The organism is Marinoscillum sp. MHG1-6 (assembly GCF_024714475.1).
GTDB lineage: Bacteria > Bacteroidota > Bacteroidia > Cytophagales > Cyclobacteriaceae > JAMZMI01.
Map to the genome: position 1 here is coordinate 23353 of NZ_JAMZMI010000004.1, position 24810 is coordinate 48162.

Sequence of the window (24810 nt, forward strand, 5' to 3'; positions counted from 1 at the left end):
CGAATATACGTGATTGTCAGGCGAAAGGGTTTACATAATTTGGAGAAAGGGTTATATGATTTCGGTCTGACAGGTAATAAACTTAAATTCACTTGTCACCTCTTTTCATTCTCGTCCTCAATGATGGATAATGAGATAAATCTGCTTGGCCTTCCTTATTTTACAACCACTGTGAAAGAAACATTAAAAACTGAAGTCCTGATTGTTGGTGCCGGTCCTACCGGCCTGATGGCAGCAAATCAACTCTTACGATTTGGAGTCGACTTTATAATTATCGATCATAAATCGCGACCAACTCGTGAATCCCGGGCCATTACCGTGACAGCCAGGAGCCTGGAGATCTATCAGCAAATGGGAATCGACTCAGAGGCTCTTTCCGGTGGAAAAAGGGTTGCCTCCTTTAGTCTTTATTCAGAAGGTAAGCGCAAGGCCGATGTAATGATCGGTGAGATTGGAAAAGGTCTATCCGAGTTTAGTTATATGCTTTCTTTCGAGCAAAGTAAGAATGAAGAGCTTCTGGTCAAGCAGCTGACCGAAGCAGGAAAAGTCATCCACTGGAAGCATGAGTTTATATCCCTGAAACAAATGGAAGACGGTGTTGAATCCATAGCCAGGCATGAAAACGAGAAAGTATGCATTTTGTCACGTTACCTGATTGCCTGCGACGGAGCCAGTAGCCCTGTTCGAACACAGCTTAATTTTTCATTTAGAGGTGGAACCTATCGAAATAAGTTTTTTGTAGCCGATGTGCATCTCGATTGGAAGGAAGTGTATGATAAACTCATCATAGCGCCAGGTGACGAGAATTTCTGTGCCTTTCTTCCCATGTACGGGGAAAGGAACTACCGGATCATCGGGACACTGCCAAAGAGCTATTTTGACCGGGAAGATATCACCTTTAGGGATATCGACGAGGCAGTAGTCAATACGCTCGGAATTGGGGTGACATTCGAATCAGTTAACTGGTTTTCCGTCTATAAGCTACATCACCGTGGTGTTGAGAATTTCCGGGCTGGAAATGTATTCCTGGCCGGAGATAGTGCACATATTCATAGTCCTGCAGGTGGTCAGGGAATGAATACTGGGCTTCAGGATGCTTATAATCTTTGTTGGAAACTTGCGTTCGTTCTCCGTAAACAAGCAAGTCCCAAATTGCTTGATACCTATAATGAGGAAAGACTTCCTTTTGCTAAATGGTTGCTGTCTTTCACCGATCGCGGGTTTAAAATGATGACCAGTGATAACTGGTTTATTCGGTTTTTGAGGAAAAACATTCTCTTCAATCTAGCGAAAGGCGTGATCTCTGCTGGTTGGCCTCAGCCATTGATGTTTAGAATTCTTTCCCAGACGGGGTATTCCCATAAGGGGCGCTCCCTCTCCTGTTCGGTAAGCAGACAAAAATTAAATTTTCGTGCCGGAGACAGGCTCCCCTATTTTGAGTCAGATAATATTTATCCTCTTTTCAGGAACCCTTCCTTTCACTTACTCCATATAGGGGAATCAGCCCTCAGTGAAAATGCTTGTTCTAAGATCAATGAATCATTCCCATTCCCGGTTTGTATAGTTGAAAATACTTTGGATAGGAAATGGATAGAACTTGGAGTAAAGATGGAGCTCTTTGTGCTGGTAAGACCAGATAACTATATCGGCTTGATATGTGATGAATTGAATAACGGACTCATTCAATTGTATATGAAGAGATTTTGAGTTGCGGAGATAATGATAAATATCAGCTATTTATTTTGGCTAACACATTGATAATCTGAAAGATGATTTGCTTAAATTAAACGGAAAATCAGCTTCAGATTTAAACCCACCGCTCATGAAAGAATCTGACATACCCTTTAAAACTAGGTTCGGTCACCGGTTGATTGCCTGGTTTTTTATCTGCCTCACCATTTTCTACATTAATTCCTGCACCTACTTCAGAGTTAAAGAAGCTGCACCTTTAGAGCTGGATCAGGCATTAAAGAGTAAAATACAGGAACAAATCTTTGTGCTACATCAAGGGGATCAGAATTACCTGCTTGAAAACGTTGATTTATCGCCTTATGACTTGTCTGGCACGATTAAAGAAGTTGACAGAAACATTTTTTATTCTGAAGGTAGAAAAAAAAGATATAGCGAAGTCGAGAAAGAAATTATTGACGAGGTTCACATATATTTAAATGATCAACTTGTAATCTCTCCTGGTGAAATGAGTATTCCCCTGGCCGAAATGCGGGAAATCAGGATTATTAATCAGGATTTGGGTAAAACTTTTGCGGCAGCAGTTGGCAGTATACTTATTGCTTATGTGTTTATCGTCGTTATTTATCTTCTAACAAAGAGTTCTTGCCCCTACGTCTATTCCAATGACGGGGAGTCCTATGTTTTTGAAGGGGAGTTATTTGGAGGTGCTATCCTACCCAATCTCGAGAGAGATGATTATGTGCCTCTTTCCTCAATTGTGAGAGTTGATAATGAGTACAGGCTTCTTATAAGCAATGAGCTAAAAGAAAAACAATACCTGGATTTGGCTAATCTCCTAGTGGTAGATCATCCGGCTGGCACAAAGGTGCTTCTAGACAGGAAAGGATTTCCAAGATTGATAAGCGCGCCGATTTCACCATTATCAGTAAAAACGCTAGGTGATAGCGATGTTTATGAAGAATTAGCTCAAAACGATCAAAAGCCCTACTACTTTGATGACGAGGGGCTCTATGACAATGCATTGTTTCTTGAATTTGAACGTGGTAAGGATGCTTCCTCAGCCAATCTTCTGATTAATGCAAAAAACACCCTTTGGTTTGACTACTTAAGTGGGGAGGTTTTTGAAAAATTGGGCACATCCTTCGATAGATGGATGGAAATGCAAGAAAGCTTAAGCACCGAAGAGCGAATTCAGAACCTGGAAGATCGAAATGTCCCGCTTTCTGTTTCAGTGCTCAAGAATGGAAACTGGCATCTTGTGGACAAAATCCCAACAGTTGGTCCACTGGCTTACAGGGAACTGACGGTTCCAATTGATCTTACTGATATGCAAGAGGAAGTTGTTCAGATAAAAATCGAAACAGGCTATCGTTTTTGGGAAATAGATCATGTTGCGCTGAGCTATGCTGAAAATGAACCTTTACAAGTAAAACGTGTTTTACCAAGTCTCGCTCAGGATTTGGATAATCATGAATTTTCTGAGGAGCTTTCGAAAACTGATGGGATTTACCTCGCTCAATTAAATACTGGTGATGTGGTAAACATTACATATAAAGCCCCAGCACCTACTGAGGGATTGACTCAGTCGGTTTTTCTACATACTCGTGGTTACTATGAACTGGTGCGAAATTTTGAGAACTCTATTCAACTTACAGAAGTGTCCAGATTTAAAAAACCCTCTTATCTAGCAGAATATTCCCTGATCAGATACCGTGATTTTATTGAGGCCGCAGAGGAATTTATCGCTCACAATTAAGCCGATTTCATGTCTCCTATTGTGCTAAATAGAATCGAAATGATTGGCCTTCGATTGAAGGTAATGAGACAGTTATATCAGGTTTTTTATGAGAAGACCCGAGACCCTCTCAAAGCCTTGTTAATGTTGAACAAAGTAAAAAATAAGTATCAAAGAATTTTTGGAGAGCGCTTTTTGAGTAAAGCAGCAAGGGTTGGTAATCGATATTTCTGGCGTTTAGCCGCCCCGGGATTTCCCTCACTTGCAAATTATCGAATGCACCAAAATGAAATTAATAGGTTCGTTCCTACCGCTCATTCAAATGGTATGAGGTCCGTCCTGTTTGCTATCACTAAAAAATGTCCCCTCAGCTGCGAACATTGTTTTGAGTGGAACAACCTTTCAAAGTCAGAAACTCTTTCTGTTGATGAGATAATAGCTATCATTCATAAGTACCAGGATTACGGGACTACTCAGATGATGTTAAGTGGCGGCGAGCCTATGGTTAGAATCAATGATGTCTACAAGATTCTGGACAAGGCAAAGGAAGGAACGGACTTTTGGATCATAACGTCGGGCATTGGTCTTCACGATGAACAAGCTACACGACTGAAAGCAAAAGGTCTGACGGGAGTTATGATCAGTCTGGATCACTATGAAGAAGCCGGGCACGATAAATTTAGGGGATTTGGAGGATCCTTTCAGGCCGCTATTCAGGCAGTTAAAAGTGCAAATAAGGCAGGTCTGGTTGTTACACTTGCACTTTGCTCAACAAGAGAATTTACGACTTCAGCGAATTTGATATCCTACATGGATTTGGCCAAAGATCTTGGCGTCGCCTTTGTTCAACTCATTGAACCACGGGCCACTGGCAGATATGAATCAATGGATGTAGCTCTAGGCAAAGAACATATTTCGTTATTGGAAGACTTTTATTATCGATACAATACAGAGAAGGCTTTTCGACAATACCCAATTATCAATTACCTTGGATATCATCAGAGAAGAGTCGGCTGTTTTGGTGCTGGTGATCGGTTCTTTTATATTGACACAGATGGTGATGCTCACATATGTCCTTACTGTGTGAAAAAGGTGTCCAACACGATAAATGAAACAGCAATACAAACCGTAGAATCGCTTTCACAACATAGCTGCCATGAATATGTTTAGAATGCTAAATGCCAGGTGTTAATCTACTCATTACTTTTCAACTAAAATCCTGTGGCTCTTAAGGTTAATAAGAATCATGGTTATAATATCATCAGATGAAGTTTCAACTGGTATTCTCCATTTATACGACATCAGTTTTGGCAATCACTTCTGTCGCTGTGACCAGCGTCTGATACACTACACAATACCGTTCAGTCAGTTTCAACAGTGTTTCTTGTCTTTCTGAGTTTTCATCGGTATTCAGTTTGAAGGTGAGCCGGATTGTTTTAAAACCAACAGAGACTCCTTTTTCCACTCCAAGCGTCCCTCGAAAGTCTAAATCGCCTTCTGCCTGTACTGTTCCATCTTGAAGATCAAACTCAATGGCCGTGGCTACGGCCTTTAGGGTTACACCTGCGCAGGCGACCAAGGCCTCAAGTAGCAAGTCTCCGGAACAAACCAGCATGCCCGTGCCACCTGTTGCCGGGTGAAGACCCGCCTCTACCATTTTTTGCCCGGTATCTAATTTACAGGAGATTCCTTCACCGATTTTTCCACTTGCTTTAAGAGTGATTAAAGCAGATGGAGCATGGTTTCGATACTTTTCCTTTAATGGTGCCTGGATGTGTTTAAGCTCTTCCGCGTTCATATTCCTGATAAGTTATTAATAGTGTAAATGCAGCATTTGTGATGAGGTTAGAAAATGAGCCTCTACTAAATTTAGTCAATCAATTCACCTATTGAGCTATTTGATCAGGGCTGTGCCGTCAAATTGGCTAAAAAAACTTGGTCAATAGTGTATCCAATACCTCAATCACAATCAATATGATGATGATCCATTCTAGACGGCTACTTTCACGATGGTGATTATAAGCCGTGTATACAGCAAGGTTATCTTCAATAATTTTTAAGGTGTTCTCAATTTCGCGGTTTCGTTGGACGAGCTCAAAATGTCTGGCTAAGATATGATGAAGTCGATCGAGGTATTCGTCCTGCCAGGCTGCTTCAGGGCTATCCAGGATATAAAGATTCTCAGCGATATTATTTTTAGTATTGAGTGTCCTTCCAATAAACTTTAAAGCCTGGCGGTGACCCAGTTTAACCTTGCCATGAACTTGCATATACTGCGTATAACTCTTGATTTCACCAAGTATATACTGACTTAGGGCATTGTAATGATCAAGTGCCACGGATTGCGCCAGGTTCATCATGATAAGCTTGTTTACGGAATGATCAAATCGGCCCAACGTCAGCGCATCAAAGCTCAGGTCAATTTGAACTCCATCTTTACTAAGCCTTGTCTGAAAATCATCCTTTATTGGGTTGGCTCTTACATTGATTGCGAATCCTGATATTCGATCAAGGTATTCTTCCATTTGAGCATCCGTCATTCCTGAAAACACGATTACGCCATAACTCAAAAGGAAAATATGACTTCCTGAATTAAACTCATAATAGAGTTCTCGTGACCCTTTACTGATAAGGTTTTCAGGAAATCTCTCTTTGTATCCATTGAGATCAAGACGATCAGAAATACAATATGCCGTGTACATGATTCTGTCCTTCATGTCTTTGGTTCAAGTGATTTAGATATAAACGTAAATCGTTTGAAAACAGGCATGCCCGTTTAAAACCATAAAAAACTAATGAAGGTTGCGCGAAAGGTTATATGGAAACTTTGGACTGGGAATAAAGATCATATGCAGCCACGATTGACTCCCTCCCACTTGATTCTCCGTATTTCTCATAATCTCCTATCTGATCACGGCGCTCCGCATAGGCAGGTTTATACTCTGTATCAAACTCATCCCATAAAATCAGTAAATAGGCATAGCCCATTTTACTATCACGCCCATCTTCTAACCAGGAGTCAAATTGCTCTTCATTGAGCGATTTAGGAAAGTCATTACCGTCAAACATAATGGTAAAGGTATGGGTTCTTTCTGGTCAGGGGATAGGTTGTGTTTGGAAAGTCAACTTTCACTGATCTTATAACATTTTCGATATCAGGTGAACTCTATATCTTTAACGAATATGAGCGATCACCACCATCATCACCATTCCCACATTCGCGTTGAAAATCCACCCAAAGTTTCTGTTGGCCCAAAATCGGTCACCAACGCCTGTAAGATGATTCTTAAGGCTATGCCTCCGTGGAAAGCCTTTAAGTTGCTCCAAAAACTCAACCAAAAGAAGGGTATCGACTGCCCGGGATGTGCATGGCCCGATCCTGAAAAGCGATCAAAATTAGGAGAATTTTGCGAAAATGGTGTCAAGGCCATAGCCGAAGAAGCTCAGCATAAGCTGGCAGATGCAGCCTTTTTCAAGCACTATACCATCGATTCCCTTCGTAAGAAAAGTGATTACTGGTTAGGACAGCAAGGTCGATTAGCGCAGCCCATGATTAAACGGCCTGACAACGCCAGATATCAACCCATTGAATGGGATGATGCATTTCAATTGATCGGCCAGCATTTGAAAGGCCTTGATCATCCGGATCGGGCTGTTTTTTACACTTCAGGAAGAACCAGTAATGAAGCTGCATTTCTTTATCAACTCTTTGTGAGGAAGCTTGGGACGAACAACCTCCCCGATTGCTCCAATATGTGCCATGAGTCAAGTGGGGTCGCCTTAACTGAGACCGTGGGCATCGGTAAAGGTTCGGTTACATTGGAAGACTTTGAGCATGCTGAAGTCATACTCATCTTTGGACAAAACCCGGGGACCAACCATCCCAGAATGCTCAATTCCCTCGAAAAGGCAAAAAAGAAAGGTGCTAAGATCATCGTAATCAATCCTTTGAAGGAAGTAGCATTATTGAAATTTAAGAACCCTCAAAAGATCATTGGATGGACTGGTTCGGGAACAGATATCGCAGATCTCTATCTACAAATTAAGATCAATCAGGATGTTGCCTTGCTTAAAGCCTGGATGAAGTTGCTTTTGGAAGATGAAGATGGTCTGGATCAGGTGTTCATTCAAGAGAAAACCAGGGACATTGAGGCGTTAAAAGCTGACCTCTCCTCCTATTCTATCGACGAGCTCATTGCCCAAACAGGGTTGGCGAAAGAAGACGTGATTGAAAGTGCCGAGTGGCTGAAAAGTAAAAGCAAGATCATCGCCTGCTGGGCCATGGGACTCACTCAGCATGTCAATGCGGTGGATAATATCCGAGAGATTGTAAATCTGCTATTGATGAAAGGAAGCATCGGAAAGCCGGGGGCCGGAACATGTCCGGTGAGAGGTCATAGCAATGTGCAGGGCGATCGTACCATGGGGATTTGGGAAAGGCCTACCAAAGCGTGGACGGACAAGCTCAAGGAAACCTTCAATTTCACACCTCCTGAAACACCAGGTTATAATGTGGTTGAGTCCATAGAAGCGATGAATAAGGGTAAAGTAAGCTTCTTCATGGCGCTAGGCGGCAACTTGCTGCCCGCTGCACCAGACACACTCTTGACAGAACAAGCCCTTAAGAAATGTGAGCTGACAGTACATCTCAGCACCAAGCTTAACAGAACACATCTTGCAACCGGTAGTACGTCATTAATTCTTCCTTGTCTTGGTAGAACGGATAAACATATACAAAGCGGAAAAGAGCAGATGGTCACAGTGGAAAATTCCATGGGAATGGTCCATAGTTCGATAGGTGTACTAACTCCTCCATCCCAGGCACTCAAAAGTGAACCGGAAATTGTAGCTTCTATAGCCTCAGCAACACTTGGTGACAAGGACATTAACTGGTCATCTTTGGTTGAGGACTATGACAATATCCGGGATCTAATTGCAAAGGCCATCGTTGGTTTCGAGGATTATAATGCACGTCTAAGGAAGGATAATGGATTTGAACTGCCTAACGGAGCACGGATCGGAGAATTCAATACTTCGAGTAAAAAGGCACATTTTACGATTAATAAGCTTGCGGAATCGATCCCAGAAGGACATGTTTATACCATGATGACGATCAGAAGCCATGACCAGTTCAATACCACCATCTATGGTAATGATGACCGTTATAGAGGTGTATTCGGTGGACGAAATGTGGTGTTTATGAATGAAGGAGATATGAAAAAGGAAGGATTGTCCAAAGCAGACACAGTGGAACTATTCAATAACTATGGAATCGAACGACGTATTGTCGGTTTTGAGGTAATCCCTTATGATATTCCTTCAGGATGTCTGGCCACTTATTTTCCGGAAGCTAATCCGTTGGTGCCCCTACATTTGTTCGCAAGAAAGAGCCATACTCCTGCTTCGAAATCTGTTGGGGTGAATGTGAAGAAGGTTTGACTTTTGTCAATCACAATAATTCCAAAATATGCTTTAATGCTACTTTCTGATTGTCTTTATGCCATATAGCTGAAAGCAATGTGCGTTGTGGTATACTACTCAGTTCAATGAACTTTACGCCCAGATCATACCCCTTCTGTAATACTGTTGGTACAATGGCTATCCCCAAATGGCTTTCCACCATCTTGAAAATCGTGTAAGCCTGGACTGATTTATGAGACACCCGGGGTTGAAAACCAGCATCCAGACAGATGCTTAGAATCTGCTCGTAATAATGGGGACTATAATCACTGGAAAAGAAGATAAATCGCTCATGCTCCAGCTGTTTCATAGTTTCAAAGCTTTGGTCATCGAGTGAATGATCCAATGGAAGTACAACAGAGAAGGTATCCTCATACACCACTTTGTGCGCAATCGCGGGAGGTAGCTGCTGCATCCGAACGAACCCTAAATCCAATTGTTGGTGAAGAATTCTTTCAATTTGTTCATGGTTATTCATTTCCTGCAGGCTGGTATGAATACCTGAATAACGTTGGTTAATGGAAACGAGCAAATCCACGAGGTTACTTTGAACAGCAGAGCCCAAATAACCCACTTTCACCTCTCCTACATCACCTTTGTTGATCAACTTCACATTGGTATCTATCTCTTCCAGCTTCCCAAACAGAATTTGGGCCTGATCAAAAAGGTATTTTCCTGCATCCGTCAATGTCACGGATTTCTTATCACGAAAAAACAATTGTGCGTCCAAAAGTTCTTCTAGTTGGATGATTTGCCGTGTTAATCCGGGTTGAGAAATAAAGAGTTTTTCGGCTGCCTTTCGATAATTCAGTTCCTCGGCTATCGCCATGAAATACCTAAGATGTCTCAATTCATATTGATGCTTCATGGTTATCAGATATTGATAAATATAGTATTACTGATTATTAAAGGTAGCTCATAACTTTGAGGTAATGATTACCTGATATGGAAACATTTCGATACGGAGAAGATCATTTGACAGCAGATGTGGCCCTGGCCATTGCAGAGGGTTCCGTAAAGGGAATACTCTCGTCTGAGGTAAGAGAACGCATTTGTCAAAGCGCTCGTATCGTTTCATATATTGCCAATAGTGATGAAGCCATTTACGGCATCAATACAGGGTTTGGACCACTGTGTACTACCAGAATATCACCGGAAGAAACGATTAGACTTCAGGAAAACATCCTCATGAGTCATGCGGTGGGTGTTGGAGAGCCTATTTCTGAAACACTTTCCCGATTGATGATGATACTGAAAGTTCAGTCACTGGCACAGGGCTATTCCGGAGTTCAGGAGGGTACTTTGGATCGAATAATATGGTTTTTGGATCAGGAATTGACCCCGGTAGTTCCATCTCAGGGATCCGTAGGGGCATCGGGTGATTTGGCTCCTTTGGCACATCTCTTTCTACCCTTGATTGGTCAGGGGAAAGTTTATTATGGTGGCCAGGAGCGCTTTACCAGTGAGGTCTATCAAGAGCTCGGAACAGCTCCAATCCAACTCGCCCCTAAAGAAGGACTTGCATTAATTAACGGAACACAATTCATTGCAGCACATGCAGTTATGACTGTTCATCGAATGCGAAATCTAATCGATTCGGCCAATATTATCGGAGCCATGATGCTAGAGGCTTTACTTGCTTCCGTCAAGCCCTTTAGCCCTGAATTGCACGCGCTACGACCATATAAAGGGAATCAGGAAGTTGCCAGCACCATCAGAAGTCTCCTTGCAGGTAGTCAAGTAATCAAGTCGCACGAGTATTGCGATCGGGTTCAGGATCCCTATTCTCTTCGATGTATCCCCCAAGTACATGGTGCTTCCCTCAATGCATGGTACCATCTAAAGGAATTACTGGAAGTAGAATTGAATTCTGTTACTGATAACCCTATCATATTTGATGAGGAGCACACGGTCAGCGGAGGAAATTTCCATGGGCAACCACTGGCATTGACACTGGATTATGCCTGCATGGCCTGTTCGGAGATTGGCAATATCTCAGATCGACGTATTTATCTCTCTTTGGAAGGAAACACGCCTCATGTGCCAAAGCTTTTACTTTCCAAAACCGGTACTAATTCGGGCTTTATGATTCCTCAGTATACCTCTGCTGCACTTGTGAGCGAGAATAAGGGTTTATGTTTCCCTTCCAGTGTAGACAGTATTCCTACCTCTTTAGGTCAGGAAGATCATGTAAGTATGGGATCAATTAGTAGTAGAAAGGTGCTTAAGGTCATTGAGAATGCTGAAAAAGTGCTGGCTATAGAATATTTATGTGCCGCTCAGGCCCTGGATTATCATCGTCCTTTAAAAAGCAGTCCACCAATAGCGGCCATTCACAGACTCATTCGGCTTGAGGTTCCACACATTGAGGTGGATCAATTACTACAGGGCTTTATAGAAAGGGCTATCAAACTGGTTCATAGTGGAGCCTTACCTCGGATTGCATTCAACAAACTCAATCAAATGGTCTCCTGAATGGAACAAAACGTGCTCATCGGCCCATTGCAACAATTGGTAACTATGAATGGCTTACCCCCGCGTGGTCCTATGTCCGATTCAGATTTGGAAGTCATTGAAAATGCCGGAATCCTTATTCAGGGTAACATTATCAAGAAAATTGATTCCTTTGAAAAGTTAAGGTCAGGGGCTTCAGAAATTGAGCAAATTGATGGAGTTCATGTGGCAATACCTGGACTCATTGATGCGCACACGCATATTTGTTTCGCAGGATCCAGAGCACAGGACTATGCCATGAGAAACGCCGGATTAAGCTACCTGGAGATTGCCAGGGCTGGCGGTGGTATTTGGGATACAGTGCAGGTTACCCGACAAGCCAGTCAACATGAACTCACCTCCCTGACCATCGAAAGAGCTCGAAAGATGTTTGTCAAGGGAGTTACTACAATAGAAGTTAAAAGTGGTTATGGACTGACCATAGAGCATGAGCTGAAAATGCTACGAGCAATAAGGGAAGCCAATAAGCATTCAAGAGCGGACCTTATCCCTACCTGCCTGGCCGCCCATATTTGTCCAAAGGATTTTGCCGGAACTCTTGCTGAGTACCTTGATTATTTGGCTGAAGTACTCCTGCCCATTCTCAAGGAAGAATCTCTCACGCGTCGTATTGATGCCTTTATTGAAGACGGAGCCTTCTCACCGGCGTTGGTAACCGCCTTTTTCCAAAAAGCTATTGCAATGGGTTTTGAACTTACCGTTCATGCCGATCAATTCCATACCGGTGGCAGTTCCGTTGCCATTCAATTAAAGGCCCGAAGTGCCGATCATCTGGAAGCCTCCGGAGACGATGAAATCGTCGCCTTAGCCAATAGTGATGTCATTGCTACCGCCCTTCCGGGTGCTTCCATAGGTTTAGGGTGTGATTTTGCACCGGCTCGGAAAATACTGGATCTGGGAGGAAAGCTGGCTATTGCCTCCGATTGGAACCCGGGGTCTGCACCAATGGGTGACTTATTGTGTCAGGCGAGCATATTAGGCTCGTTTCAAAAGCTGACCAACGCTGAGGTACTTGCGGGGATTACCTATAGAGCCGCAGAGGCATTAGGATTAGAAGACCGGGGGAAGGTTTCGCCGGGAAATGTTGCTGACCTATGCCTTTTCCCAACGAAAGACTATCGGGAAATACTTTACCACCAGGGAATGCTACACCCGGATATTGTTTTTAAAAGTGGTCAAATGGTAACGATGCGATGAATTTTAAAGAAGCCATAGCACAAGGTATACCCTCAAAATTGCCAGATCCTCAGTCATTAGATTCTTCTGTGAGCCATGCTCCCAAAAGAAAAGACATTCTGAATGCTGATGAAAGGAAGCTTGCGATCAGAAATGCTTTGAGGTACTTCCCGAAGGACTGGCATAAAGAGTTGGCACAGGAGTTTCTGAAAGAGCTCGATCTCTATGGTCGCATTTATATGAATCGGTTCCGTCCCTCATACAGGATGTATGCAAGGTCCATTGAAGAATATCCGGCAAGGACCAAAAAAGCAGCGGCCATCATGCTCATGATCCAAAATAACCTGGACCCTGCAGTGGCCCAACACCCACATGAACTGATTACCTATGGAGGTAATGGAGCTGTCTTTCAAAATTGGGCGCAATACCTGCTTACCATGAAATACCTCTCCCAGATGACTGAAGAGCAAACCCTGCATATGTATTCCGGACATCCTATGGGGCTCTTCCCTTCCACTCCATCAGCTCCCAGAGTGGTGGTCACGAATGGCATGATGATTCCAAACTATTCCTCGCCAGATGATTGGGAAAAATATAATGCCCTGGGCGTAACGCAATACGGTCAGATGACGGCAGGTTCGTACATGTACATTGGTCCCCAGGGAATCGTTCATGGCACCACCATCACCATTATGAATGCTTTCAGAAAGGTACTTATGCCTCAGGATACACCTCAAGGAAAAGTCTTCCTTACCTCAGGTTTAGGTGGAATGAGTGGCGCTCAGCCCAAGGCAGGAAATATTGTGGGTTGTATTACGGTCTGTGCCGAGGTTAATCCAGCTGCGGCTCATAAACGTCTTGAACAAGGCTGGGTGGACGAATTAATTAACTCGCTGGATCAATTATCAAAGAGAGTATTAGAGGCCAGAAACAACAACGAGACGGTTTCTCTTGCCTTCCTTGGAAATGTGGTGGATGTCTGGGAGTATTTCTTTGAAAAGGGTATAAAAGTGGAATTAGGATCGGATCAAACCTCACTTCATAATCCATGGTCCGGGGGCTACTATCCTGTAGGATTAACTTTCGAAGAATCACAAAAGCTGATCAGTGATAATCCTGCTCTTTTTGCAGAATTTGTGCAAAAAAGTCTCGTAAGGCATGTAGAGGCTATTAATAAACATGCCGCTCAGGGAACATACTTCTTTGACTATGGCAACGCCTTTCTTTTGGAGGCTTCTCGTGCAGGAGCAGATGTTCTGGCTGCAAATGGAGTGGACTTTAAATATCCGTCCTACGTTCAGGACATTATGGGACCCAATTGCTTTGATTATGGGTTTGGGCCGTTTAGGTGGGTTTGTACCTCGGGCAGCGATGATGATCTGGTGAGAACAGACCAGTTGGCTAAAGAAGTCCTTGTTAGACTTAAAAAATCAGCCCCTCAGGAAATCCATCAACAAATGGAAGATAACATAGATTGGATTGATGCAGCCCGCGAGAACCGTTTAGTAGTAGGATCAAAGGCTCGAATCCTTTATGCTGATGCCGAAGGTCGGATTGAAATTGCAAAAGCCTTTAATAAGGCGATTCGGGATGGTCACATCACTCAACCTGTAGTCCTGGGACGAGATCATCATGATGTTTCAGGTACCGATAGTCCATACCGTGAAACCAGTAATATCTACGACGGCAGTCGTTTCACAGCGGATATGTCTATTCATAATGTAATTGGGGATAGTTTTCGGGGTGCTACCTGGGTGTCCATTCATAATGGTGGTGGTGTCGGCTGGGGTGAAGTGATCAATGGTGGTTTTGGAATGCTTTTAGATGGCACAAAAGAGACGGATGAAAAGGTACAAAACATGCTGTTCTATGATGTGAATAATGGAATTGCCAGAAGAAGTTGGGCCCGTAACAAAGGAGCAAGATTAACGATGGAGAGAGAGCTCTCGAGAAGTCCCAATCTCATCGTTACACTTCCTAATGAAGTAGAGGATGAAATAATTCAAAACCTTATTTGATTATGACCCTTTATAAACGCGCTAACTTGAAATTATGGAATGGTCGTTCTTCCGGAAAGGAATTGTACTGGCATGAAATTGTCGAGGCCTTTAACCCGGAAAAGGCGTTCAAAGTTGATAACAGGACCATTGTATTTCTGGGATACCAATGTGATGAAGGTGTTAGAAGGAACCAGGGCCGTCCCGGAACAAAAAAAGGTCCCAATGCTATTAGGCTTCAACTTGGAGGTCTCTCAAATCATTTTAAGGTAAATACTAACCTCCTGGATGCCGGTGATATTATTGTCGATGATGAAGATATGGAAGCCGGCCATGAAATGGTTAGTCAAAAGGTGAAGGACTTATTAGACATTGGCGCTTTTCCAATCCTTTTTGGTGGTGGGCATGATTTGGCTTATGCTCACTTTTCAGGACTAAGGAGGCATATTGGTGACAGTTCCTCGATCGGCATTGTAAACCTGGACGCCCATTTCGACTTAAGAAAACCAGACAGTCGAAGTACCTCCGGAACGCCATTTTATGAAATACTTTCTGAAGACACTTTGGCTAATTATTTATGTCTGGGCATCCAAAAAGCGGCCAATAACGCTGAATTATTCGAAGCGGCCCATCAATTCGGAGTACATTACCTGAATATGTATCAATACCAGCTAGCCAACTGGTATCACATCACCGCAGAGCTTAGCTCATTTATCGATTCTGTTGATCATATCTATTTAACTATCGATTTGGATGGATTTGCCAGTGCATATGCTCCCGGAGTAAGCGCCCCCTCTCCCATGGGTTTTGATCCGCATCTCGCTTATAAGACGATTCAAACTGTACGCAGTTCTGGTAAGCTTCGTTCGGCGGACATCGTTGAGCTCAATCCTAAATATGATATTGATAACAGTACAGCCAGGTTGGCCGCCCGAATGGTACACGCTTTGGCTGAAGGCTGATTAAATATCAGGACCAAGAACAAACAGGATTACTGTAGTTCACTCTCCAGTTTTAATGAAATTGTACAAAGGGTACCTGTCCCTGGTTTAGATTCGAATTGAATCTCGCCTTTCAATTCTCTGATAATGTTATAAGTGAGAAAGAGACCTAGCCCTACTCCTTTTCCGGGCTCCTTAGTCGAGAAGAAAGGATCCATAATATTATCCAGATGTTCTGACGGTATACCCACCCCACTATCACTGATTTCAATATTTACAAAGCCATTATCGTGATATGTGTGAATACCGATCTTACCCTGATCTTCGATTGACTGGAAAGCATTCATCAGGATATTTAAAAATGCCTGGTGCAGCATCCCCTCATTACCCTTTACAATAACCCGATCGGAGCAATATTCTTTTTCAATTTCCACCTTTGGTCGAAGATCATGGGACATCATAAGAAGACATCCGTCCAATATCGTATGGACGTCACAATACTCATCCAATGAATTGCTCTTTCTACTAAACCTACCTATTGTTTTCACAATGCTGGAAGCCCTTTGGGCGCCAATTTTAATATTCCTGATGGCCAACTCCTGTTCAGTATTCAATTTGCCCTCTAGTGCCTGTTCCAGTACGGTCACACCTCCAATAATGAAGTTAAGCGGGTTGTTGATTTCATGTCCAACTCCAGCCGATATCACTCCAAGAGAAGCCATTTTTCTGGATTGAACCAGTTCGTCCTGAGCCGACTTGAGCTCCTGGAGAGCTTCACTCAGCTCCTTGTTTCGACTAAGAAGTGCCTTGTTCGACTGATCCAGCTCTTTGGTCCGTTGCTCCACAAGATCTTCAAGTTTAAGGCTATACCCTTCTAGGGTTTCCTCATATTTTTTAATTGCAGTAATGTCCTGAAACAAAGCACAAAATCCTATTACATGGTCCGCCTCATAAATGGGCAAATAATTGAAAACAAAATGTTTATCGTCATTTTGTATCTCTACTCTTTCAGTCGATTTCAATTGCTTGCCCAGCAATATTTGTGATCTCAGGTTCTCCTTATGTAGGTTGAGTTTATCGGGTATCATCATATTCAATACTGGCGGATTGCCCTGTATAAAGGTGATGAGCTTATTAAAGGATTTGTTCCATTCCTGAAGCCTTAAGTTGATATCGAAAATAGCTATTGGGTTTTCACTCACCTTAAAAATGGATTCAATATTCGCTCTACTGCGTTTCTGCTGTTTTTCTGATCTGTTGAGCGCATAAAACGTAATACCAACCAGGAAAATAGTTATGATGAAGCAGGTTGAGAGCAATAATCGAAGTTCAAACATCGATGAAGCAAGGTCATCTACGTATGATATGCGTAGTTGGAAATTTCTATCTCCAAAGGTCACCTTCCCTGCATGCTGATTATGAAAGTCCTGAGTGTCTTCCCCGTAAATAAGCGTACCCCGCTCATCCAGAAGCGAGACTTCGACGGTCTCGGAGAATTTCAGCCGATCAACCGCTGATTGAATGAGCTCATTGGTGAGATAGACTCCTTCCACTAAACCCGCCAACTCCCCCGTTTCACTAAATACCGGGACGAATACCAGCACTGCTTTGTGTGGATCTTGCTTTTGAATAAGACCAATGACATCCGATACAGCGGCCTCACCTGTTTCAATGGCCTTATTAATTGTGTTTTCGCGAATTTTGTTGGATGACCCTGGATCAAACCCCAGCGCAGAGACGTTAGGTTCAAATGGTGTTAGGTAGGCTACGGGGTAATAAACAGCTCTATCTTCAGCCCTAATTCTTTCCCCATTCTTGAGACTAAATATTTCAAAATCCTCAAATCCCAGACTTTGAATGGCTAATTCAAAGGAGTCTCTCTCATCAAAAGTTATCCTGGGCACCCATTCCAAGGCCTGTATACTTTCAATCTCAGAAACATAATATTCAGTAAATCTTGAGAATTGATGATAATTGAGCATTCCATTGGCCATGTAGTTGGCTCGAAGCGCATAAAGTGAATTGATATTGATATCTATTTCTCTCTGAAGGCTGATTGAAACAGCGTTATATATGCCTGAATAAATCTGTGCCTTTTTTAGAGAATTGGTTTTTTGGAGAGATAGATAGAGCGCCAGGGAAATTGAGAAACCCAGAATAAATATGATTCCCGAAATAAGGTATTTTCTAGTACGAAGCATTTAATTCAATCCCCAAACTGAGTAAATCTTTACAAAAATACGGAGATTAATGCTGTACATTGTACACTTCTTGGCATCATTAGATGGAATCGGTGTTTTAGCCTACGAAGGGGTTAAATTTCCTGATGAAAGGAAACTATTGTAGATGACCGGAATCCTACAGGTTGTCTTTACGGGAAAGGTCAATGTTTATAGAAAAAATTCTTAGTTTGATGTCCGATCTTCTGTTGGCCATACGTCATAAGGACAGATATAATTTCAAACTCTAAAAAGAAAATAACAATGGAAAAGTTTATGCTTATTTTTCATGGAGGTGCTTATGATGGATTAAGCCCTGAAGAAATGCAACAAAGAATGGGTCTTTGGTTTACCTGGATTGAAAAACTGAACAAAACACAACAATATGTCACAGGTGAGCCTTTGCTCCCGGGAGGAAGGGATGTCAAAGGTCCTAACGGACAAGCCGTAACAGATGGCCCCTATACTGAAGGCAGTGAAATTGTTGGAGGGTTTTTCCTGATTAAGGCCAAAGACTATGATGAAGCTGTCACCATTTCAAAAGACTATCCCGACTTTGATATGGGCGGTTACGTTCAGGTAAGGCAGGTAATGAAAATGGATATGTAATTCCCGAATGGGAGAAAATAAGGACATTCATTCATTGGTGGACCATCTTTTTCGGCATGAGTCGGGGAAGATGGTAGCCACACTTACCCGGGTTATGGGATTGAATAATCTGGAAGCGATCCAGGATATAGTGCAGGACACTCTTGTAACTGCTTTGAACACCTGGAGAAATGGACAGTTGCCGGATAACCCTGCCGCATGGTTGTATCGGGTTGCCCGAAATCGAGCCATTGATCTGATTCGAAGGGGTCAAAGGTTCAAGGAAATTGCACCTGAATACGCCTATACCCTCCAGTCGGATTTTGCCCTTTCATCGGCTTTCCATCACGTATTTCTGGAATCGGAAATTACGGATAGCCAATTAAGGATGATTTTCGCATGTTGCCACCCCAGCATTCCCATGGAATCTCAGGTAGCACTTACATTAAAGACTCTTGGCGGACTTAGCACCTCTGAAATAGCTCATGCTTTTCTGACAAATGAAGAAACCATCAATAAAAGAATTTATCGAGCCAAAGAAAAATTTCGAAATCAGGACGTTCACCTTCATATCCCACAGGGAGAAGAACTATCTGATCGGTTAGATTCAGTACTGAAATCCATCTATCTTCTTTTTAGTGAAGGATACCATTCTTCCCACCCCAGTCATGTGATTCGGGAAGATCTCTGTCATGAAGCTATGCGTCTTTGTCTGCTGTTAGCTGAGCACCCGCAAACCAATTTACCCAGAACCTATGCGCTGATGTCGCTCATGTGTTTTCAAGCCTCCAGACTAAGTGCTCGGTTAGATGATAATGGACATATTGTACTTATGAAATATCAGGATCGGGAACGGTGGTTTCGGCCTCTGATAGAAAAGGGGCATTATTTTCTTAGGCGTGCCTCAGAGCCATTTGAAGTCTCTACCTATCACCTTGAAGCGATCATTGCATCAATTCATGCATCGGCTTCTTCTTTTGAAAGTACAGACTGGAAGTCCATTTATGGATTCTATGAGAAACTAAACCTGTATCAACCGAATCCGGTGGTGGCGTTGAACAAAGCTATAGCAGCCGGCTATGCCTTAGGGTATGAAACTGCCTTACAAGAGATAAGTGCAATTGATGGCCTCTACGGAAATCCTGTTTACCAGGTCTCCCTTGGTGAAATATACCATAAACTTGGGCAAATGGATCTGGCTAGAAAACATTATGAAATTGCATTGAACATTACGGCCTCAGAAGCGGTAAGGCAATTGATTCAAAATAAACTGTCTGATCTCGGTTAATAAAAAGGGGCCACGCAAAATGCGCAGCCCCGGAATCACTCACTTATATCAATCAGTAATTAGTGTTTGAAAATTCGATAAACAGCTGATTTTTCATTTAATGTTATTTCCACGAAGTAGATGCCACTGTTTTGATCACTCATATCAATCATGACCTCATGTTCACCGGATATCAAAGTGGATGGCATCCGTTGCCTCACTGTTCGACCATTAAGATCAAATAGACGCATTTTTAATTGAGCATCCTCTTCTAAAACAAATCGTATGTTCAGATCCTTATCAACCGGATTAGGATAAATATTCAACTGGATGCTATTTCCAATTGCATCTACTCCCTGTGCTAAACGTGCACCACCATTGGTACAGGTAATAACGTTCTGTGCAGGATCATAAGTCAAAGTACTGTGGGTAACGTCATCCACACAGAAGTCAACGATTACTCCGCCTTTCAGTGAGGTTGAAGTCACGAAACTAACTTCGCCATTGCCATTAGTGGTTCCTGAAACACTTTCTGAAAAACTTCCGGAAAACGTACCGTTTACATTAGCATCTGCAACCGGGTGACCCAGGTTATTTACTACACTCACTGTAGCGGTACCATACTTGCTACCCTGCCCTGCTCCTTGCGTTCCCGTAACAATGCTGCTGACGTAAACTGTGGATGCTGGGCCTGCACTTTGACCTGTAATGCTGACAGCTGAAGAGGTAGTGCTGGCTCCTTCATTGTCTAACGCCTGAGCAGTGATACTATGTGCACCAGTTGTTACCGTCCAGCTAACACTGTAGGGACTCGTATTGTCAGTTCCTACCTCATTACCATCTACAAAGAAAGTCACCTGGGTCACAGAACCATCTGAATCTGTGGCATCAGCACTCAAAGTAATGACTTCTCCTTCCGTGAATGAGCTTCCTTCTGACGGAGCAGTAAGGGTTACTGATGGAGCGTTATTTCCACCGCTACCTCCTGTATCAGCCTTATAAGCGTCCAGGTTATCAAAGTAATAGGTGTCACCTGTGAAAGTATTTGAATTAAACAGGATCAACATAGATGCAATATTATTATCAGCTACTGAGCCATCAGGTCTGTCAGCAAATTCAAAATAGACCCTGTGCCATTCATTTTGTGCGGTGGTATAGGCGAAATATCGGCTATGTCTCCCATCTGGATAGTTTGATGGTGTCGCATCCGGAGATTCAAGCTGAATGATGATTTCCGTGCCTACAGGCGCAGCCGTGTTGACATCCATGTAAAAACGGTTGTCTCCTGTTACATACACTCCCGCATTGCTAATGACGGATGCTTCATAAGCGATCACATCATATTGTGCGCTAGAGTTTCGATCATATGAAGCACAAAGACTTGAAGGATTAACAGTATTGGGAGCTGGATTAGCCACCTCGGTAAGTACACCGTCCGTCGACAGTAGTGTAACATTTGCCGGCTGATCAAAGTTTTCAAAACTGAAATCATACACATAAGGAGGGTTCATGGCGACTTCCATAGTCAATACTTCGCTACCACATGAAGTGCTGACGTCTGCCACAATGTTTCCACCCGCAGTCCCCCAATCGACTGTGATGGTTGATGAGCCCTGACCACTTGTAATGGTAGCTCCTGCTGGTACTGACCAACTGATGTTTGCATTTTGAGGAACGTTACCGATGTGATAACTGTCTCCTGATGCCTGGTATTCTACACTTCGCTTTCCATCAATGTATGGACGAAAACCGTCATAAACACGTACATAATCTACATCCATGGACGCAGGGAAAATGGTGTTGTCCACCTCCCCTCCAAGGTTTCCACCTACAGCCACATTCATGATAATGTGGAAAGGCTGGTCGAAAGGCCAGTTGTACGGAGCCAGGTCCTCAGGCGTCTTGGTTTGAAATAAGATGCCGTCTACAAACCATCTGAGTTCATTGGCATCCCACTCAAGAGCAAAATCATGATAACTGTCAAAGAAGTTACCACTGTGCAATTCAAAGATGGAACCCTGATTTTGGTTTCCGGGATACAAGTCTCCATAGTGGATGTAACCCAGTGTTTGGTTGGCATTCCAGCTTACGTACTCCATGATGTCAATCTCACCACTTTGAGGCCATGCCCCATAGGCATTGTCCGTTGGCAGCATCCAGAATGCAGGCCACAGCCCTCCACCTTCGGGCAATTTAATTCGCGCTTCGAATCTGCCGTAGGTGAAATCTTGCTTGTTAATGGTGTTAATACGTCCGGAGGTATATTGACTTCCACGGATTCGTTCTTTTTTAGCGGTGATGGTAAGATTACCATTACTAACACTCACATTTTCCTGAGCATAGGATTGCAGCTCGTTGTTTCCCCAGCCGCAAATACCCTCATCGCAGCCAGTACCTAGCTGGTAGGTCCAGTCACTGGTATTTAATGAGGTTCCGTCAAATTCATCCGACCACACCAGATTGGGGCATTGAGCGAATGAAAAGGACATAATAAGGGTAAAGAGCAGGCTTAATACCTGCCGATTGTAAAATGGGATCATAATAGGTTAATTTGTTACATCCCAAATGTTTTTTTAATTATTGGGATAACCTTAAAAACCACCTTCACAATCCTACTACAAAACCGGCCCGGAAATACATCAATTACTCATCAATATCAGTGAGTTTCTTCCTTCATTAAATTTAAATGCATGTTTTTCTTCTCGAAATGGGACCTACAAAACCGCACCAATAAACAAGAAGAGGAAAACTCCCACGATGAGAAGGTACACCAGGTTGAGACCTATTGATTGCTTAAAACCTTTATTGGCCTTCTCGGAATGGATGGATAATAGTATTAATGTGGTGGCAAGCAGGGGCACGAACATTCCTCCACAAATCGCATAGAGTTTTTGCATGGATGCAAACCCAAAGGGTAATCCAAGCATAGGTATTAACGCGATTGAATAAAGTGCATAGGCATAAACAGGCGACTTTTGTCCTTCAACCTGCTCTTTGCCATTATTCATGATACGGATTAAATCACTAAACAGGTATGGGACACTCTGCCATACACCCAGAAGACTGCTAAAAATGGCCGCAAAAGCACCCAACTTAAAAATCCAAGATACTAGTGTACCTGATTGTTCTTCTAAAACTGCGGCAATAGAAACAAGTAAACCAGCTCCACCTCCATGTATCGTAATTCGGGTTCCGATCAGCACCATGGCAATACCTAACAGTACAGTGATGAAATAAGCCAAACCCAGATCAATTCTTGAGTGGTGTAAACCATTCTTTCCTTCGCGTCCATGTTCCCGAATCCAATAACCATAACATAGTATAGTCACAGTACCTCCGACACCACCCATGACAGCCAGGTACCAGTCCAGGCTTCCACGAGAGATCATCCACTGATTATGATCGACATTAAGGTGGTGTGCTTGGAAAGCAAACTGAAAAACGGTAAAAACGATAGTGATCAACATAAGGACGATGGCTATGCTCATAATCCTTTCGAATACCTGAAACCCCCCAACTCTTACCATCCACAAGCCCAATAAACTTAGACCCATGCCATAAATAACTTTGCCCGTGGTTGCTTCTTCAAATACAGGGAACAAAGCATAAAATGCTATTCCACTGGCACTTATTAAGGCCACTCCTACTGTGAAGGTCCAGACACATAGGTATACCAGAAAAAGGTATTGAGCTACCCTTCCATAGTATCCCATGGCGCCCTCTATCAGGGTTGATTCAGTTTGATATTGCCATCGGGTTATGCCCTCGTTGAGTACATATTTCACCACCCCGCCGACAATTACAGCAGATAATACCGCAAAACCCACCTCAGATGCCGCTAATGCAGGAGTAGCGAGATCCCCTGCCCCCACTCCGGTTGCTGCAAGCAATAGCCCTGGTCCAAATTTTTGTAATAGTGATTTCATAAGTATGACACCCGCAAAAAAGCCTAAAATATAGAATTCAGAGCTTTAATGGGATGTCACACGATGAAAGACGATCCGCTCGCCTTCCTTGCTGGTCCTCGAACTACATCATTAATGACAGCTGGACATGCTTAACCAATCAATCATATTAGTTACAAATGGCTCAGGCTGCATTAATAACCCATTACTGTCTCCGATAAAAAAGATATCCTGATTGGCGTAATTCACCGTCCCGATCACTGCAGGAGCTCCGATTTCGCCAGCATCCTTAATGCCATTGTTATTTTGATCCCAGAAGTCCTCTTCCCTCAATCGACCGATAATATTTATGGCAGGATTATCCTCGTTAGTAACGATGCAGCCGGCGATGTAGCCCATTTTAGCCATATTGTTAGTCATCGGGTGTTCCTGATAAGTTGCAATAACCCCATTAACACCTCCTTTGAGTTGAAGGCCGAGCATATCTTCCAGACCATCAAACTGGACGTATGATTTGTGATCAGAAAATAGCATCATTCGTGTGCTATCTTTCAAGACTTTTTCATAAGCCTGAAGCTCGGATAACATATAGCCCTGATAACCCCCAATCCGAACTATCAGATCATATCCACTCAATATTTCCTCTGTCAGTGCGATTCCTCTTCCTAACTCGTAAACTTCAAATCCCTTGGCTCTGATGGTTTCTGCAAAAGATTTGCCCTGGTGATAGGCATTTGGGTCGAAGCCGGTAGTGCTGGACTGTGGATACCACCAGATTCCACCATCATGCGAGGCATCTATTAATATCTTACATCCGGTTTTAGTGGTGTCTCCTTCGTGCACTTCACCCACCTCATGACCATCGCAATCATGGTCAGGATCATCCCCTTCCTCTACATAGCCTTCACTTTCATCATCTCCCTCTTCCATTTGGTTTTCACTGTCATCATCACCGTCATCCTCATTATTTGTTTGGTTTCCATTGTCGTCTCCTTCCGTATATTCAGTCGGTTGAATCTCGCTGTCCTCAAGGCCGTAATAACCGTCCAGGCATCCTGTCAGCCAAATGGATAATACGATCCACATGATCCCAATCAGCGTGAGTCTGACAATCGTCCTTAATGATTTAAACTGTTGAACAGTCTTGTAGTTTGAATCATTGTATTCAACATTGGAAGGAAGTGTTTGGTCAGGTTTCATGTCCGTAACTGTTTGATTATGAATCAAAGTTTGCGGATATAGCCTGCTTTCTGAAACGGATAATTGGTCTGTAAATGATGGTCTTACTAATATTTGCAAAAGCGCCCTCACCTAAG

General features: G+C 43.0%; 18 protein-coding genes. 10 read left to right on the forward strand and 8 right to left on the reverse strand.

The window, feature by feature from the left end; genetic code table 11:
- The first annotated feature begins 171 nt into the window (after nucleotides 1-171).
- The 3 genes from NXR94_RS10190 to NXR94_RS10200 all read left to right on the forward strand — a co-directional run bounded on the left by NXR94_RS10190 (nucleotide 172) and on the right by NXR94_RS10200 (nucleotide 4597).
- On the forward strand, nucleotides 172-1707 hold the full coding sequence (locus tag NXR94_RS10190; RefSeq protein WP_258104524.1) for an FAD-dependent monooxygenase: 1536 nt from the start codon (nucleotides 172-174) through the stop codon (nucleotides 1705-1707).
- A 115-nt stretch (nucleotides 1708-1822) separates the two neighbouring features.
- Nucleotides 1823-3448 carry a hypothetical protein gene (locus tag NXR94_RS10195; RefSeq protein ID WP_258104525.1) on the forward strand — a complete coding sequence of 542 codons (1626 nt, stop codon included), beginning with the start codon at nucleotides 1823-1825 and terminating at the stop codon, nucleotides 3446-3448.
- A 123-nt stretch (nucleotides 3449-3571) separates the two neighbouring features.
- Nucleotides 3572-4597, forward strand: a complete 1026-nt coding sequence (locus NXR94_RS10200) for a radical SAM protein (RefSeq protein WP_258104526.1) — start codon at nucleotides 3572-3574, stop codon at nucleotides 4595-4597.
- Nucleotides 4598-4718: 121 nt separating this feature from the next.
- On the opposite strand, the gene NXR94_RS10205 is transcribed toward NXR94_RS10200, so the two are convergent.
- The 3 genes from NXR94_RS10205 to NXR94_RS10215 all read right to left on the reverse strand — a co-directional run bounded on the left by NXR94_RS10205 (nucleotide 4719) and on the right by NXR94_RS10215 (nucleotide 6496).
- Nucleotides 4719-5225, reverse strand: coding sequence for an OsmC family protein (locus NXR94_RS10205; RefSeq protein WP_258104527.1), 507 nt, complete (start codon nucleotides 5223-5225; stop codon nucleotides 4719-4721).
- Nucleotides 5226-5352: 127 nt separating this feature from the next.
- Nucleotides 5353-6144, reverse strand: a complete 792-nt coding sequence (locus NXR94_RS10210; RefSeq protein WP_258104528.1) for an RMD1 family protein — start codon at nucleotides 6142-6144, stop codon at nucleotides 5353-5355.
- Between the two features lie 97 nt (nucleotides 6145-6241).
- Nucleotides 6242-6496, reverse strand: coding sequence for a hypothetical protein (locus NXR94_RS10215; protein WP_258104529.1), 255 nt, complete (start codon nucleotides 6494-6496; stop codon nucleotides 6242-6244).
- Nucleotides 6497-6610: 114 nt separating this feature from the next.
- Between NXR94_RS10215 and NXR94_RS10220 the strand changes: the two genes are divergently transcribed.
- The gene (locus tag NXR94_RS10220) at nucleotides 6611-8866 is read left to right on the forward strand and encodes an FdhF/YdeP family oxidoreductase (protein WP_258104530.1); all 2256 of its coding nucleotides are present in this window, start codon (nucleotides 6611-6613) and stop codon (nucleotides 8864-8866) included.
- A 10-nt stretch (nucleotides 8867-8876) separates the two neighbouring features.
- Here the strand turns inward: NXR94_RS10220 and NXR94_RS10225 are convergent, their stop codons facing one another.
- On the reverse strand, nucleotides 8877-9755 hold the full coding sequence (locus tag NXR94_RS10225; protein WP_258104531.1) for a LysR family transcriptional regulator: 879 nt from the start codon (nucleotides 9753-9755) through the stop codon (nucleotides 8877-8879).
- A 77-nt stretch (nucleotides 9756-9832) separates the two neighbouring features.
- Between NXR94_RS10225 and hutH the strand changes: the two genes are divergently transcribed.
- From hutH to hutG, 4 genes are read left to right on the forward strand one after another with little or no spacing between them, the layout of a single operon-like run.
- Nucleotides 9833-11362 (forward strand): histidine ammonia-lyase, encoded by a 1530-nt coding sequence (hutH, locus tag NXR94_RS10230; protein ID WP_258104532.1) that lies wholly within the window; start codon nucleotides 9833-9835, stop codon nucleotides 11360-11362.
- On the forward strand, nucleotides 11363-12598 hold the full coding sequence (gene hutI / locus NXR94_RS10235) for an imidazolonepropionase (RefSeq protein ID WP_258104533.1): 1236 nt from the start codon (nucleotides 11363-11365) through the stop codon (nucleotides 12596-12598).
- Nucleotides 12595-14595: a urocanate hydratase gene (locus NXR94_RS10240; protein ID WP_258104534.1), complete on the forward strand. Its 2001-nt coding sequence runs from the start codon at nucleotides 12595-12597 to the stop codon at nucleotides 14593-14595. Before hutI ends, NXR94_RS10240 begins: the two co-directional genes overlap by 4 nt.
- A 2-nt stretch (nucleotides 14596-14597) precedes the next feature.
- Nucleotides 14598-15536 carry a formimidoylglutamase gene (gene hutG / locus NXR94_RS10245; RefSeq protein ID WP_258104535.1) on the forward strand — a complete coding sequence of 313 codons (939 nt, stop codon included), beginning with the start codon at nucleotides 14598-14600 and terminating at the stop codon, nucleotides 15534-15536.
- 29 nt (nucleotides 15537-15565) lie between these two features.
- Here hutG and NXR94_RS10250 read toward each other — a convergent pair whose 3' ends face one another.
- The gene (locus NXR94_RS10250) at nucleotides 15566-17716 is read right to left on the reverse strand and encodes a CHASE domain-containing protein (RefSeq protein ID WP_258104536.1); all 2151 of its coding nucleotides are present in this window, start codon (nucleotides 17714-17716) and stop codon (nucleotides 15566-15568) included.
- 282 nt (nucleotides 17717-17998) lie between these two features.
- On the opposite strand from NXR94_RS10250, the gene NXR94_RS10255 reads away from it, so the two are divergent.
- A complete protein-coding gene (locus NXR94_RS10255) occupies nucleotides 17999-18343 on the forward strand; it encodes a YciI family protein (RefSeq protein ID WP_258104537.1) in 345 nt (114 codons plus the stop codon).
- Between the two features lie 7 nt (nucleotides 18344-18350).
- The gene (locus tag NXR94_RS10260; RefSeq protein ID WP_258104538.1) at nucleotides 18351-19610 is read left to right on the forward strand and encodes an RNA polymerase sigma factor; all 1260 of its coding nucleotides are present in this window, start codon (nucleotides 18351-18353) and stop codon (nucleotides 19608-19610) included.
- A gap of 59 nt (nucleotides 19611-19669) precedes the next feature.
- On the opposite strand, the gene NXR94_RS10265 is transcribed toward NXR94_RS10260, so the two are convergent.
- From NXR94_RS10265 to NXR94_RS10275, 3 genes are all read right to left on the reverse strand, one after another.
- On the reverse strand, nucleotides 19670-22129 hold the full coding sequence (locus tag NXR94_RS10265) for a family 16 glycosylhydrolase (protein WP_258104539.1): 2460 nt from the start codon (nucleotides 22127-22129) through the stop codon (nucleotides 19670-19672).
- A 174-nt stretch (nucleotides 22130-22303) separates the two neighbouring features.
- Nucleotides 22304-23515, reverse strand: a complete 1212-nt coding sequence (locus NXR94_RS10270) for an Nramp family divalent metal transporter (protein WP_258104540.1) — start codon at nucleotides 23513-23515, stop codon at nucleotides 22304-22306.
- Between the two features lie 111 nt (nucleotides 23516-23626).
- Entirely contained in the window at nucleotides 23627-24694 is a 1068-nt protein-coding gene (locus NXR94_RS10275; RefSeq protein WP_258104541.1) for a hypothetical protein, read from the reverse strand.
- Between the last annotated feature and the right edge of the window lie 116 nt (nucleotides 24695-24810).

Excerpts from the sequence above, each read along its gene's own strand:
- NXR94_RS10195 (WP_258104525.1), top strand. The coding sequence starts at position 1,823 with ATGAAAGAATCTGACATACCCTTTAAAACTAGGTTCGGTCACCGGTTG.
- NXR94_RS10200 (WP_258104526.1), top strand. The coding sequence starts at position 3,572 with ATGTTGAACAAAGTAAAAAATAAGTATCAAAGAATTTTTGGAGAGCGC.
- NXR94_RS10205 (WP_258104527.1), bottom strand. The coding sequence starts at position 5,225 with ATGAACGCGGAAGAGCTTAAACACATCCAGGCACCATTAAAGGAAAAG.
- NXR94_RS10210 (WP_258104528.1), bottom strand. The coding sequence starts at position 6,144 with ATGAAGGACAGAATCATGTACACGGCATATTGTATTTCTGATCGTCTT.
- NXR94_RS10215 (WP_258104529.1), bottom strand. The coding sequence starts at position 6,496 with ATGTTTGACGGTAATGACTTTCCTAAATCGCTCAATGAAGAGCAATTT.
- NXR94_RS10220 (WP_258104530.1), top strand. The coding sequence starts at position 6,611 with ATGAGCGATCACCACCATCATCACCATTCCCACATTCGCGTTGAAAAT.
- NXR94_RS10225 (WP_258104531.1), bottom strand. The coding sequence starts at position 9,755 with ATGAAGCATCAATATGAATTGAGACATCTTAGGTATTTCATGGCGATA.
- hutH (WP_258104532.1), top strand. The coding sequence starts at position 9,833 with ATGGAAACATTTCGATACGGAGAAGATCATTTGACAGCAGATGTGGCC.
- hutI (WP_258104533.1), top strand. The coding sequence starts at position 11,363 with ATGGAACAAAACGTGCTCATCGGCCCATTGCAACAATTGGTAACTATG.
- NXR94_RS10240 (WP_258104534.1), top strand. The coding sequence starts at position 12,595 with ATGAATTTTAAAGAAGCCATAGCACAAGGTATACCCTCAAAATTGCCA.
- hutG (WP_258104535.1), top strand. The coding sequence starts at position 14,598 with ATGACCCTTTATAAACGCGCTAACTTGAAATTATGGAATGGTCGTTCT.
- NXR94_RS10250 (WP_258104536.1), bottom strand. The coding sequence starts at position 17,716 with ATGCTTCGTACTAGAAAATACCTTATTTCGGGAATCATATTTATTCTG.
- NXR94_RS10255 (WP_258104537.1), top strand. The coding sequence starts at position 17,999 with ATGGAAAAGTTTATGCTTATTTTTCATGGAGGTGCTTATGATGGATTA.
- NXR94_RS10260 (WP_258104538.1), top strand. The coding sequence starts at position 18,351 with ATGGGAGAAAATAAGGACATTCATTCATTGGTGGACCATCTTTTTCGG.
- NXR94_RS10265 (WP_258104539.1), bottom strand. The coding sequence starts at position 22,129 with ATGATCCCATTTTACAATCGGCAGGTATTAAGCCTGCTCTTTACCCTT.
- NXR94_RS10270 (WP_258104540.1), bottom strand. The coding sequence starts at position 23,515 with ATGAAATCACTATTACAAAAATTTGGACCAGGGCTATTGCTTGCAGCA.
- NXR94_RS10275 (WP_258104541.1), bottom strand. The coding sequence starts at position 24,694 with ATGAAACCTGACCAAACACTTCCTTCCAATGTTGAATACAATGATTCA.